This is a genomic window from Bacillus sp. ISL-34 (assembly GCF_018613325.1).
In the GTDB taxonomy this organism is placed as follows: Bacteria; Bacillota; Bacilli; order Bacillales; family DSM-1321; genus Peribacillus.
The window spans coordinates 297,530-310,806 of the sequence record NZ_JAGGQJ010000004.1; the positions used below are offsets into that span (position 1 = coordinate 297,530).

The following is a 13,277-nucleotide window of genomic DNA, read 5'->3' on the forward strand; positions in this document are numbered from 1 at the left end:
GAATTTCCAATTATATTCTATATTAGTAATAAGAAAAAATATTCAAAATTTTTTTGAATTAAAAATGAATGAGCATTCATTCAATAAATTGCGTAAGGGGGATATAAACTTGGTTCGACAAATACGAAAGGCTGCTGTTCTAGGGTCAGGAGTTATGGGATCAGGGATTGCTGCACACCTTGCTAACATCGGCATTCCGACTTTACTATTGGATATTGTACCTCGTGAACTCACTGAGGATGAAAAGAAAAAGGGACTGACATTAGATAATAAACAAGTGCGTAACCGCATCAGCCAAACTGCGATTACGAAACTTTTAAAACAGAAACCTGCTCCGCTTTCGGCTAAGGGAAACATTGCGTTGATCGAGGCGGGAAACCTGGAAGATGATATAAGTCGATTAAAGGATGTCGATTGGATCATCGAAGTGGTCGTTGAGAAGCTTGAGGTTAAGCAAAGCGTGTTTGCCAAGGTTGATCAGCATCGTAAACCAGGAAGCATCGTTTCATCGAATACATCCGGAATTTCAATTGAAGCGATGGCAGAAGGCCGTTCGGAAGACTTTCAAAAGCACTTCCTGGGAACCCACTTCTTCAATCCGCCGCGTTATCTTAAATTATTGGAGATCATCCCTACTAAAGCAACTTCACCAGAAGTGCTCGAATACATGAAACGATTCGGCGAAGATGTTCTGGGAAAAGGTGTTGTCGAAGCCAAGGATACCCCTAACTTCATCGCAAACCGCATTGGAACGTATGGTTTATTGGTCACTCTGCGGGAAATGCAAAAAGGCGGATACAGTGTTGGTGAGGTCGATTCGGTTACAGGTCCGTTGATTGGAAGGGCAACTAGCGCGACTTTCCGGACACTTGATGTAGTTGGATTGGATACCTTTGCACATGTTGCCAGAAACGTATACGACCAGGTGGATGGAGAAGAAAAAGAAGTTTTCAAAATACCTGATTTCATGAATGAAATGCTTAAGAATGGGTGGCTTGGAAGCAAGTCAGGCCAAGGATTCTTCTTGAAAAAGGGCAAGGAAATCCTTGAACTGAATCCAGAAACCCTTGAATATGATGCACGAAAAAGATTAAAAACGCCATCCATCGAAATGGCAAAACAGGCCAAGGGCTTGGAAAATAAAATGAAAGCGCTTGTTTATAGCGAAGACCGTGCCGGCCAATTACTTTGGAACGTGCTGAATCCGGCGTTAGTGTATTCTGCCCAGCTGCTTGGGGACATCGCGGACGACATCGTGGCGATCGATCAAGCGATGAAATGGGGCTTCGGATGGTCAACAGGTCCTTTTGAAACCTGGGATTCGATAGGTGTAGGGAAATCGGTAGCCCGAATGGAAGCGGAAGGCATCATCGTTCCGCAATGGGTGAAGGATATGCTCGCCAAGGGCATCACTTCTTTCTATAAAGAAGAAAATGGCATAGTTCACTATTATGATAATGGTGAATATAAAGAACTTGTCGAAAACCCTAAAGTGATCAATCTTAAAGCGATCAAGAAGCAAAAAGGCGTAATCAAGAAAAACAGCGGTGCAAGCTTGATGGATATCGGCGATGGAGTGGCTCTTCTTGAATTCACTTCACCGAATAATGCAATTGGTCTGGATATCATACAAATGATCAATGCGGCGGTCGACGAAGCGGAAGCGAATTTCAAAGGCCTTGTCATCGGAAATCAAGGAAAGAATTTCTGTGTAGGCGCTAATATTGCAATGATGCTGATGGAAGCGCAGGATGACAATATTTTTGAACTCGATATGGTCATCAGCCAATTCCAAAAGGCGATGCTTAAAATCAAGTACAGTGCAGTTCCTGTAGTGGTTGCACCGTTTAATATGACACTTGGCGGGGGAGCTGAAGTGTCCCTTCCGGCAGCGCGCATCCAAGCAACGACAGAAACGTATATGGGACTAGTGGAAGCTGGTGTAGGTTTGATCCCAGGCGGCGGCGGGACTAAAGAACTTTATGTGAAGACTTTGAGGAATATGCCGAAGGGCGTCGACTTCGACTTACAGAAAGTGGCCAACCAAGTATTTGAAACGGTAGCCATGGCAAAAGTTTCGACCTCTGCCGAGGAAGCAAGAGAGAATAATTTCCTTAATTCAGCTGATGGAATAAGCGTGAATTCGGATCACCAGCTATATGATGCGAAACAGGCGGTACTTTCCATGCATGAACAAGGTTATACCGCTCCAGCCCGCACAAAGATTCCTGTCGTAGGTGAAACGGGATATGCCGCACTTCTATTAGGGGCAGAATCCATGCGCCTTTCAGGTTTCTTATCAGAGCATGACCTTGTCATAGCCAAAGAGCTTGCCTACGTCCTGGCAGGGGGAAAACTCCCTTTTGGCACGGAAGTAGATGAACAGTATATCTTGAACTTAGAAAAACAAGCGTTCCTAAAACTAATTTCAACTCCGAAATCTCAGGCGAGGATGCAGCATATGCTTGTTAAAGGGAAACCACTGCGTAATTGATGAATAGATGAAGATATGGCTAAAACGAAGAAGATTAAGAGATCGATAGCTTAAAAATGAGTAAGGGGGATCCTCATGAAAGAAGCGGTAATAGTAGCTGGAGCAAGGACTCCGGTAGGAAGAGCGAAAAAAGGTTCTCTTGCTAGTGTACGTCCTGATGATTTAGGGGCTCTTGTTGTAAAGGAAACGTTAAAGCGTGCAGGGAATTATGAAGGCACCATCGATGACCTGATTATCGGTTGTGCAATGCCTGAAGCGGAGCAAGGATTGAACATGGCCCGTAACATTGGGGCATTGGCAGGATTGCCTTATACAGTACCGGCCATAACCATTAATCGTTACTGTTCAAGTGGGCTGCAAAGTATCGCTTATGGAGCGGAAAGGATCATGCTCGGCCAAAGTGATACTGTCATTGCAGGCGGAGCGGAATCCATGAGCCTTTTGCCAATGATGGGTCATGTAACACGTCCGAACGCGAGACTTGCGGAAACGGCACCGGAATATTATATGGGTATGGGACACACTGCTGAAGCTGTTGCAAAAAAATACGGCATTTCCCGTGACGATCAAGATGCATTTTCTGTTCGTAGTCATCAAAAGGCGGCGAAGGCCATTGCAGAAGGAAAGTTTTCGGATGAGATCGTACCGGTTGACGTAACCCTTCGTTCAGTGGGACCAGATCTTAAGTTAAAGGAAAAATCATTTACATTTACACAGGATGAGGGCGTTCGTCCAGGCACCACTGCTGAAGTGCTAAAGAAACTAAGACCTGCATTCTCTGTTACAGGATCCGTAACAGCAGGGAATTCATCACAAACCAGTGACGGTGCAGCGGCGGTAATGGTGATGGATGGGGAAAAGGCCTCTTCATTAGGGATGAAACCGATGGGTAAGTTCCGTTCCTTTGCAGTAGCAGGTGTACCGCCTGAAATCATGGGCATCGGACCGATTGCAGCCATTCCTAAAGCTTTGAAGCTAGCGGGTCTTGAGTTGTCGGATATTGGTTTATTTGAATTGAATGAAGCCTTTGCTTCCCAATCCATACAAATCATTCGTGAGCTCGGTTTGAATGAAGAGATTGTCAATGTAAATGGCGGCGCCATCGCCTTAGGCCATCCACTAGGATGTTCGGGAGCAAAATTGACATTAAGCCTGCTACATGAAATGAAGCGCAGAAACCAACAGTTCGGGGTCGTGACAATGTGTATCGGCGGCGGAATGGGTGCTGCTGGAGTATTTGAATTATTGGCATAATCCCACCCCTCCCGGAAGCTGTCATGCTTCTGGCGGGTTTACTATCTTAAATACTTAGGAGGAAATAACATGTCCAATCAAACTACAGATAACCTCATTAAAGGCGGAGCCTTTCTGGTAGAAGATATTACGTATGATCAAGTGTTTACACCGGAAGATTATTCTGATGAGCATAAAATGATCGCCAAAACTGCCGAGGATTTCGTGGTGAATGAAATTCTGCCGCAGGTTGAACATTTAGAAAACCACGAATTTGACCGTTCCGTTAAATTATTGAAACATGCAGGTGAAATCGGTTTACTTGGTGCTGACGTTCCTGAGGAATACAGCGGTTTGGGTCTTGATAAAATCAGTTCGGCATTGATTACAGAAAAAATGGCACTTGCAGGCGGCTTCGGAATTACGCATGGTGCACATGTAGGTATCGGATCTTTGCCGATCGTATTATTCGGGAATGAAGAACAAAAGAAAAAATACCTTCCTTTACTGGCAACGGGTGAGAAGATTGCTGCGTATGCCTTAACGGAACCAAGCTCAGGTTCAGATGCCTTGGGAGCAAAAACGACAGCGAAATTGAATGCAGAAGGAACACACTATATTCTAAATGGTGAAAAACAATGGATTACAAATGCAGGTTTTGCAGATGTCTTCTGTGTATACGCCAAAATCGATGGCGAACAATTCTCCGCTTTTATTGTTGAGCGTGATTATGAAGGCGTATCAACTGGTGCTGAAGAGAAGAAAATGGGAATCAAAAGCTCATCTACACGTACATTAATCCTTGAAGATGTACATGTACCAGTCGAAAACCTTTTGGGGGTAGCCGGAAAAGGGCATGTCATCGCTTTCAATATCCTGAATATCGGCCGTTATAAATTAGGCGTCGGTGCTGTCGGCGGATCTAAACGTGCCCTTGAGATTACAGCAGCTTATACGAATCAACGTCAACAGTTCAAAACGAAAATTTCCGATTTTAACTTGACGAAAGAAAAACTTGCAACAATGGCATCTAAAATTTATGCAGCAGAAAGCTCTGTATACCGTACCGTTGGCCTTTATGATCAAAGGCAAAGCAAATTGACGGATGAGCAAGTGAAGGATGGGAAATCAATGGCGGCTGCAATCGCTGAATATGCCATTGAGTGTTCATTGAATAAATTTTTCGCTTCCGAAGTGTTGGATTATGTTACGGACGAAGGCGTACAGCTTCATGGCGGCTATGGTTTCATGCAGGAGTATGAAATTGAAAAAGCATATCGTGATTCCCGGATAAACCGGATCTTTGAAGGTACAAATGAAATCAATCGATTGCTTGTCCCTGGAACTTTCCTGAAGAAAGCACTTAAAGGGGAATTGCCGCTTCTTCAAAAGGCTCAAGGCCTGCAAGAGGAATTAATGATGATGATGCCGGAAGAACCTGGCGATGAGCCATTGGCACAAGAAAAAATGCTTGTTAGAAACGCTAAGAAAATCGGGATTTTGGCAGCTGGCCTTGCTGCACAGAAATACGGCAAAACTCTTGATCAAGAACAAGAAATCCTCTCCAACATTGCTGATATCGCATCCCTTGCCTATGCAGCGGAATCTGTGGTTTTGCGTACGGAAAAAGCAATTTCAGCTACAGGTCTGGAGAAGAACAAACAAAAAGTGCTTTACACTGAAATCTTCGTTCAGGAAGCTTTCAATGAAATAGAACAGCATGCAAAGGAAACATTAATTGCCGTGGAAACAGGCGATACTCTTCGCATCATGCTTGCATCGCTCCGCAAGCTGACAAGACACAATCCGATCAATGTCATTGCGAAAAAACGTGAAGCTTCCGTCAAGGTGATCGAAACGGAAAAATATGCTCTTTAACCCAATGGAATCAAAAAATCTGTAAAGGGAATGCCCGTATAGGCATTCCCTTTATTTCCTTGATGAAATCCCATTGGAAATTCAAAAGACAATTCGTTGTATTGCGTGATGAAAACGGGTATTCTATTGATAGGTGGTGAAATGATGGGCTTAACATTATATTGGTACCCAAAATGCGGCACATGCCGTAACGCGAAGAAGTGGCTGGATAATCATGAACTTGAATATGAAGCGATCCATATAGCGGAAAATCCGCCTTCGCGAACAGAAATAGAACAACTATATAAAATCAGCAATTTGGAGTTGAAGAAGTTTTTCAATACTAGCGGTCAAAAATATCGGGAGCTGGGCTTAAAGGATAAGCTGAAAGAAGCTTCTGAGGCAGAGATGCTTGATATATTGTCCACAGATGGCATGCTTCTGAAAAGGCCGATTGTTACGGACGGCACCAAAGTGACGGTAGGTTTCAAAGAAGAGCAATTCGAACAGGCTTGGAACTGAAAATTTCACAAAATATTTGGTTAATTCCTTACTTAAACAAACAATCTACCTTATAATGGTATAGATAAAATAAGATGTACATATGGAGGGTTAATGATGACAACAACACCAAAAGAACTTCGTTACACTAAAGAACATGAATGGGTCAAAACGGAAGATGGAACAGTGCGCATTGGAATTACTGCTTTCGCACAGTCCGAGCTTGGGGACATCGTATTCGTTGAGCTTCCGGAAATCGGCGATGAATTGAAAGCGAACGAACCATTTGGAAGTGTTGAATCCGTTAAGACCGTTTCTGAGCTTTATGCTCCTATCAGTGGCAAGGTTGTAGAAGTAAACGAAGATTTAAGTGACAACCCTGAATATGTAAATGAATCTCCTTATGAAAAGGCATGGATGATCGTGCTTGAACCATCAGATAGCAGTGATATTGAAAAATTGATGAGTGCTGAAGAATATGAGAGTTTAATCAACGGTTAAAAAGAAGGAGAGGGGGGGACTGAAAAGGCCTGCTCTCTTTTTCATTTTGTACAGTGGCAGTTGCGCACATAATTCGTGAGATGGAGTGATGACATGGAGTGGGGCGAATTCGATAAAGTGATCATTGTAGAAGGCAGTTCCGATAGAAGAAAAGTTGCCTCCGTTTTAAATGAAGATGTGGAAATAAGATGTACGAATGGGACCATATCATTAACTAAGCTGGATGAATTAGTCGATGAATTGATGGACCGTGATGTTTACCTCCTTTTTGACGCAGATGAATCAGGAGAAAAGCTGCGGAAGCAATTCCGAAGGGAAATGCCTGAAGCGAACCACCTGTATATTAATAAAATGTACAAAGAAGTGGAAAGCTCACCCGAACATCATATCGCAACTGTGCTTCTATCTGCCAATATGAATGTGAAAATGAAATTTTTAAGTCAAAGGGTGAACGACTAATTGATGCAGGAATGGAAAGAAGAAGAGTGTAAGCTTGCTGTTGAAAATGGGGAAACCTTTTGCTTATATTTATATACGCCTTTATGCGGCACCTGTCAGGTTGCCGGCAAGATGCTGACGATATCCATGGAGCTTTTCCCGGAATTGAAGGCAGGTAAAATGAATATGAACTATGTCCAAGCAATTGCCGAATCATATGAAATCGAAAGTGTTCCTTGTTTATTGCTTTTCAAACAAGGACAGCTGCACAAAAAAATATATGCCTTTCAATCCGTTCCTTATTTGTACGGATTGCTTAAGGAAATCAGCTAAGAAACCAATCAGAACCGTGGTTGGTTTCTTTGTTTTGGACATTTGAAATGCGAGTTTGAAATAAAAAAAGAATATTCTAACAACTCATTGACTGATTTATTCTAAAATGCTATATTTTGAATTAATAAGTAACGGCAGAATTTAATAGTTCTTATCAAGAGTGGCGGAGGGACTGGCCCGACGAAGCCCGGCAACCGGTATAAATTTTATATACGGTGCTAATTCCAGCAGAGTGTTGGCTCTGGTAGATGAGGTGTGGTCTTGAAACCTCTTCTTATGGAAGTGGTTTTTTTGTTTATGTAAGAATGGGTCTTCATATAATTCCAACTAAATCCATAGAAAAAGGTGAAATCATATGTCAGAGAAAAAGTTGCGTTTCGAAACATTGAGTGTCCATGGCGGTCTGCAAGCTGATGAAACAGGTGCCCGTGCAGTTCCTATTTACCAAAGCAATGCATACTTGTTCAAAGACACCGACCATGCAGCGAATTTATTTGGCCTAAAGGAGAATGGCTATATATATACAAGACTCCATAATCCCACGGTCAGCGTTTTTGAGGAAAGAATGGCCTTATTGGAAGGCGGTATCGGCGCATTGGCGACAGCAAGCGGAATGGCTGCCATCTCACTTTCAATCCTGAATATTGCCGCTGCAGGGGATGAGATTGTTTCAGCCTCTACATTATATGGCGGTACGTATAACCTTTTTGAAAATACTCTTCCTAAATATGGGATCAAAGTGAAGTTCGTTTCTCCCGATGACCCTGAAAATTTCAAAAGGGCGATTACGCCAAGAACTAAAGCCATATTTGCTGAAACGATCGGAAATCCAAGTTTGAGGGTGCTTGATATTGAAGCGGTAGCGAAAATCGCCCATGATGCCGGCATACCATTAATCATTGATAATACCTTCGCGACACCGTATCTATGCAGACCAATTGATTTTGGAGCGGATATTGTCATCCATTCCGCTACAAAATGGCTTCTGGGAAATGGAACGACGCTAGGCGGTGTCATCGTGGATGGAGGGAAGTTCGATTGGAACTCGCCAAACTACCCTGGCTTCACGGAGCCTGACCCAAGTTACGACGGTCTGGTATACGCCGAGGCAGTTGGACCTGCTGCATTCATAACGAAAGCCCGAGTCCAGTTACTCCGTGATTTAGGCCCTGCGCTAAGTGCCCAAAGCGCATTCCAGTTTACGCTTGGGCTTGAAACGCTGCATGTAAGGATGAAAGAGCATCTATCAAACACCAAGTCTGTCATTGAATATTTAAAAAACCACCCTGCCGTGACATGGGTTTCCCATCCTGGTGATGAGGATCATCCAGATAAAGCCCTTGCGGATAAATATTTGCCTAAAGGAGCTGGATCTGTCGTGACTTTTGGAATACAAGGCAATCGCGAAGCTGGGGCAAAACTTATCAATTCGGTGGAATTATGGTCCCATGTAGCGAATGTAGGGGATGCGAAGAGCTTGATCATCCACCCAGCCAGTACGACCCATCAACAATTGAATGAGACGGGTCTTGCGAAAGCGGGTGTGCGTGCTGATCAAGTCCGTTTATCGATTGGGATTGAAAATGTAGAGGATTTAATAGAAGATTTGGAGCAGGCAATTGAAAAAGCGACGAATATCGTCTCCTTGTCATCCAAAACGGTTTAAGTAAAGTTCCTGTTCATGCATATACTAGAAATAATATACATTGCGCTCCTTTTTTATCTATGATAAAATTTCACCATACTAAAGAACTTAATGATGTACAAATATTCTATATATTAGCTCTTATCAAGAGAGGTGGAGGGATGTGCCCGATGAAACCCGGCAACCGACAAGGAGATTTCCTTGGAAAGGTGCCAATTCACACAAAGTTTAATCACTTTGGAAGATGAGAGGAAGGCCTGTTTCTTCACCTGCCTTTCTGCTCATGCAGAAAGGTTTTTTCTGTTTTAATGGGGGAAACCTTTGCATGATATGAGAAACAGACTAATAATGTAGTGAAATCAACTAAGTTCATAGGTTTTATTGGATAAAAGAGGTGAGGATTAATGATTACATTGACGAAAGTCAGTAAACTGTTCCGAACAGGAAAAGGAAACAGTGAGACGATCAAGGCTGTAAATAATGTGAATGTTGAAATAAATAAAGGCGAGATTTTCGGTATCATCGGTTACAGTGGAGCGGGGAAAAGTACTTTGATCAGAATGCTCAATGGATTGGAAACACCAACAGAGGGGTCCGTTGTGGTTGCTGAGAAGGAAATTTCTAAAATTAAAGGGGCTCAGCTCCGTAAGGCCCGTCAAGAAATCAGCATGATTTTCCAACATTTCAATCTATTATGGTCAAGGACCGTTCAGGAGAATATATCTTTCCCATTGGAAATTGCAGGAGTTTCTAAACCTGAACGAACCAAGCGTGTGAACGAATTGATCAAGTTAGTCGGACTGGAAGGCAGGGAAAAGGCATATCCATCACAATTAAGCGGAGGGCAAAAGCAAAGGGTGGGAATTGCCAGGGCTCTGGCAAATGACCCTAAAGTGCTGCTGTGTGATGAAGCGACTTCTGCCTTGGATCCGCAGACTACCGACTCCATACTCGAATTGCTTGTCGACATCAATCAGCGCTTGGGATTGACGATCGTCTTGATAACACATGAAATGCATGTGATTCGTAAAATCTGTCATCGCGTCGCCGTGATGGAAAGCGGGCAAGTTGTTGAACAGGGACCTGTCCTGGATGTTTTCAAGAATCCTAAAGAACAAATGACGAAGCGTTTCGTGCAACAGGTAACGGAACCAGAAGAAACGAAAGAAACGATGGACCATTTGCTCGAACGCTTTCCTGCAGGCAAAGTGATTCAATTGACCTTTGTAGGTGATCATGCAGAAAGCCCATTGATCACCAAGCTTGTACGTAACTTCGAGTTGGACGTCAATATCGTTCAAGGTAAGATATCCCAAACAAGAAGCGGTTCATATGGAACATTGTTTATCCATCTTGATGGCAAAGAGGATGAAATGCTCCGCGCAATCGAATTCATTAAAGCACAGCAGGTAGGCGTGGAGGTGATTACTCATGCTTGAAGAATTATTGCCGAATATTGATTGGGAAGACATTATTGAAGCAACGAAAGAAACGCTTTACATGACAAGCGTCTCTGTAGTAGCAACCTTTTTTATAGGCATAATATTAGGATTGATCCTGTTTTTGACAGGGAAGGGTAATATGTGGGAAAACCGGGCAATCAACGGGATCATGAGTGCTGTCGTCAATATATTCCGTTCCATTCCATTTCTTATTTTGATCGTGCTGCTCATTCCTTTCACTAAAGCGCTTGTCGGTTCCATGATCGGAGAGAACGCTGCACTGCCGGCACTTATTATCGGTGCGGCCCCATTTTATGCGCGTATGGTTGAAATCGGCCTTCGTGAAATCGATAAAGGTGTAATTGAAGCTGCTAAATCGATGGGGGCAAAAACGAGCACGATCATTTGGAAGGTCCTTCTTCCAGAGTCGATGCCTGCCCTTATTTCCGGGATTACGGTAACATCGATTGCATTGGTTGGATATACCGCAATGGCCGGGGTCATCGGCGCAGGCGGGCTTGGTAATCTAGCCTATTTGGACGGCTATCAAAGAAATCAAAATGACGTTACGCTTGTAGCGACGATCGTTATTCTAATTATCGTCTTCATAATTCAAATTATTGGAGATGTGATTACATCTAAATTGGACAAAAGATAAAGGGAGATGAATAGGATGAAAAAGTTTTTAGGGTTTGCATTAATTTTAGTGTTATCTATCGCTTTGGCTGCATGTGGAAGTGAAAAGGATAAAAGCGGCAGTGATACGGAAAAAGAATCGAAGAAATTAGTTGTAGGGGCATCCAATGTTCCACATGCTGAAATTCTTGAGGAAGCTAAGCCGTTACTTAAAGAAAAAGGAATTGAATTGGAAATCGAAACATTCCAGGACTATGTTTTACCGAATAAGGCGTTGAACGATAAGGAATTGGATGCTAACTATTTCCAGCACATTCCTTACTTAGAGTCGCAAATTAAAGAAAACGGATATGATTTCGTCAATGCTGGCGGAATTCATATCGAGCCGATTGCTCTATATTCACAAAAGTATAAAAGCATTGATAAACTTCCGGAAGGCGCAACAATTATTATGAGCAGCTCTGTTGCTGACCACGGACGTGCGTTATCTCTATTAGAAAAAAATGGCCTGATTACATTAAAAGAAGGCATAGATAAAACGACGGCTACAACTAAAGACATCGTTGAAAATAAGAAAAACCTTAAATTCGATGCTGAATATGAAGCGGCCCTGCTTCCTAAAATTTATGAGAGCGGCGAAGGCGATGCTGTCTTGATCAACTCCAACTATGCAATTGACGCAGGTTTGAATCCGCTTGAAGATTCGATTGCGATTGAAGATTCGGAATCACCATATGTGAATGTCATTGCCGTAAACAAAGGTGACGAAAATAAAGAAGCAATAAAAGCGCTTGTAGAAGTACTGCATTCTAAAGAAATTCAAGATTTCATCATTAATGAATACAAAGGTGCAGTCGTACCGGCAGATAAATAATTCAAGAATGGCGAACTGATTTAATTCAGGCCGCAGTTTGTAGACAAAAAGGTTTCGGAATGGTCACATTCCGAAACCTTTTTGATTTTTTATTGGATTTGAAGCAGTTAAAGCGATTTGTACTCACGATAGCCCTTTTTATTTGTTGTTGAGTGCTTTAAAATCTCGTCCGATGGGCAGCGATAACAATCAAAACGATCATATTACACAAAGTCATGATTGCGGAAGCATCTTTTTTTGTACGAGGACGTGTACAGGGTAGGTGGTATTTTGTATGTTGCATCTGCGGCAACAGCTTCAGTTACGACTATCATGAGTATTTCCGGGTGTTACTATCGTCCCTTTACAAAAATCCGTTACGGTTTGCTACCGCATAAATGAATAGGCGCAATTCGTTCATCTTTTACATAATGCGTAGCTCATAATTTTTTTTCCGAACTTAGAGAAGTAAGGCACTTTATTATGGAAACCGTAACATAAAACCTAACGGTATGGTACGAGACTTCTGCGGCAAAAACGAGTCCAAGGGAGACCCCGGCGCAAAAGCGCCGAGGAGGCTCCCGGACCGCCCGTGGAAAGCGAGTGCCTGAAGTGGAAAGTGACGTTCAAATTTTGAAAACCTAAAAAACTGTAGACAAACTTAATGATCATCCAGTTTGTCTACAGTCTGCAACCTAATTTAATTCAGGCCGTTTTTTTATGTTTAATCAAGAAAGTGAAGGGTATAGAGATAATGAAGGTAATGAAATGATACACAAATTTGAAAGGATGGTTCACTATCAATACTCTGGATTTAAATGTAACAAGCGAAATGGAAAAGGCGATGCAGTCTTCACATGGGGTTGGCTACAGTGAGTACAGTAGAAACTTAGACCTCCGTATCGAGGTTGAGAAAGAACGGGATAGGGAACATGTAAAGTGCAACAAAATGGTCCAGGACCTGCAACGTAAAATTCACGGCTAAGCATATAAAAGAGTTCTTTAAAAGATCGGTCTGTAGAGGTAAAATGGAAAGTGGTCCATAAAATAAGGGTTTCCTTATTGGATAAACTTACATAATACCTGACAGTCCGATTTTTTTCTTTTTAAAGCGGAACGTTCATACCTTGCAATCGAATGCTTCGGACATATATTAATAAGGACGAAGGTTTGCCGAATAATAAGATAATTTTAACAAAAGCTAAAATAAGTATGGATATGCAGTAAACAGGCTATATCTGTTAGTATTGTAGGAATAGGACAGGTTTTTAACATGGCAGAAGTAGAAACCCCTATCTATTTAGTTGATTCTAAATTGGATTTGTTATAAAATTGGAATGAGAA

General features: G+C 42.4%; 12 protein-coding genes and 2 riboswitches. All 12 genes read left to right on the plus strand.

Features of this window, described 5'->3' with window-relative positions:
• Nucleotides 1-64: 64 nt before the first annotated feature.
• The 12 genes from J7E52_RS05220 to J7E52_RS27595 all read left to right on the plus strand — a co-directional run bounded on the left by J7E52_RS05220 (nucleotide 65) and on the right by J7E52_RS27595 (nucleotide 12,918).
• On the plus strand, nucleotides 65-2,494 hold the full coding sequence (locus tag J7E52_RS05220) for a 3-hydroxyacyl-CoA dehydrogenase/enoyl-CoA hydratase family protein (protein ID WP_396020246.1): 2,430 nt from the start codon (nucleotides 65-67) through the stop codon (nucleotides 2,492-2,494).
• A 75-nt stretch (nucleotides 2,495-2,569) separates the two neighbouring features.
• Nucleotides 2,570-3,748 (plus strand): acetyl-CoA C-acetyltransferase, encoded by a 1,179-nt coding sequence (locus J7E52_RS05225; RefSeq protein WP_137023769.1) that lies wholly within the window; start codon nucleotides 2,570-2,572, stop codon nucleotides 3,746-3,748.
• Nucleotides 3,749-3,817: 69 nt separating this feature from the next.
• Nucleotides 3,818-5,605, plus strand: coding sequence for an acyl-CoA dehydrogenase family protein (locus J7E52_RS05230; RefSeq protein WP_214743978.1), 1,788 nt, complete (start codon nucleotides 3,818-3,820; stop codon nucleotides 5,603-5,605).
• A 144-nt stretch (nucleotides 5,606-5,749) separates the two neighbouring features.
• Nucleotides 5,750-6,106, plus strand: a complete 357-nt coding sequence (locus tag J7E52_RS05235; RefSeq protein ID WP_214744129.1) for an arsenate reductase family protein — start codon at nucleotides 5,750-5,752, stop codon at nucleotides 6,104-6,106.
• Between the two features lie 96 nt (nucleotides 6,107-6,202).
• On the plus strand, nucleotides 6,203-6,586 hold the full coding sequence (gene gcvH, locus J7E52_RS05240; RefSeq protein WP_214744130.1) for a glycine cleavage system protein GcvH: 384 nt from the start codon (nucleotides 6,203-6,205) through the stop codon (nucleotides 6,584-6,586).
• Between the two features lie 93 nt (nucleotides 6,587-6,679).
• A complete protein-coding gene (locus tag J7E52_RS05245; RefSeq protein WP_048688210.1) occupies nucleotides 6,680-7,045 on the plus strand; it encodes a toprim domain-containing protein in 366 nt (121 codons plus the stop codon).
• A gap of 3 nt (nucleotides 7,046-7,048) precedes the next feature.
• Nucleotides 7,049-7,357 (plus strand): thioredoxin family protein, encoded by a 309-nt coding sequence (locus J7E52_RS05250; protein ID WP_214744131.1) that lies wholly within the window; start codon nucleotides 7,049-7,051, stop codon nucleotides 7,355-7,357.
• 148 nt (nucleotides 7,358-7,505) lie between these two features.
• Nucleotides 7,506-7,612: riboswitch (SAM riboswitch) on the plus strand.
• A 100-nt stretch (nucleotides 7,613-7,712) separates the two neighbouring features.
• Complete coding sequence (locus J7E52_RS05255; protein WP_214743979.1) at nucleotides 7,713-9,023, plus strand: O-acetylhomoserine aminocarboxypropyltransferase/cysteine synthase family protein; 1,311 nt, start codon at nucleotides 7,713-7,715, stop codon at nucleotides 9,021-9,023.
• Between the two features lie 117 nt (nucleotides 9,024-9,140).
• Nucleotides 9,141-9,253: riboswitch (SAM riboswitch) on the plus strand.
• Nucleotides 9,254-9,406: 153 nt separating this feature from the next.
• Nucleotides 9,407-10,441 carry a methionine ABC transporter ATP-binding protein gene (locus J7E52_RS05260; RefSeq protein ID WP_214743980.1) on the plus strand — a complete coding sequence of 345 codons (1,035 nt, stop codon included), beginning with the start codon at nucleotides 9,407-9,409 and terminating at the stop codon, nucleotides 10,439-10,441.
• Nucleotides 10,434-11,102, plus strand: coding sequence for a methionine ABC transporter permease (locus tag J7E52_RS05265; protein ID WP_214743981.1), 669 nt, complete (start codon nucleotides 10,434-10,436; stop codon nucleotides 11,100-11,102). The genes J7E52_RS05260 and J7E52_RS05265 overlap by 8 nt, the downstream gene beginning before the upstream one ends.
• 15 nt (nucleotides 11,103-11,117) lie before the next feature.
• The gene (locus J7E52_RS05270; RefSeq protein ID WP_214743982.1) at nucleotides 11,118-11,954 is read left to right on the plus strand and encodes a MetQ/NlpA family ABC transporter substrate-binding protein; all 837 of its coding nucleotides are present in this window, start codon (nucleotides 11,118-11,120) and stop codon (nucleotides 11,952-11,954) included.
• An 823-nt stretch (nucleotides 11,955-12,777) separates the two neighbouring features.
• A complete protein-coding gene (locus J7E52_RS27595; RefSeq protein ID WP_474200037.1) occupies nucleotides 12,778-12,918 on the plus strand; it encodes a YuzK family famiily protein in 141 nt (46 codons plus the stop codon).
• Nucleotides 12,919-13,277: the final 359 nt, after the last annotated feature.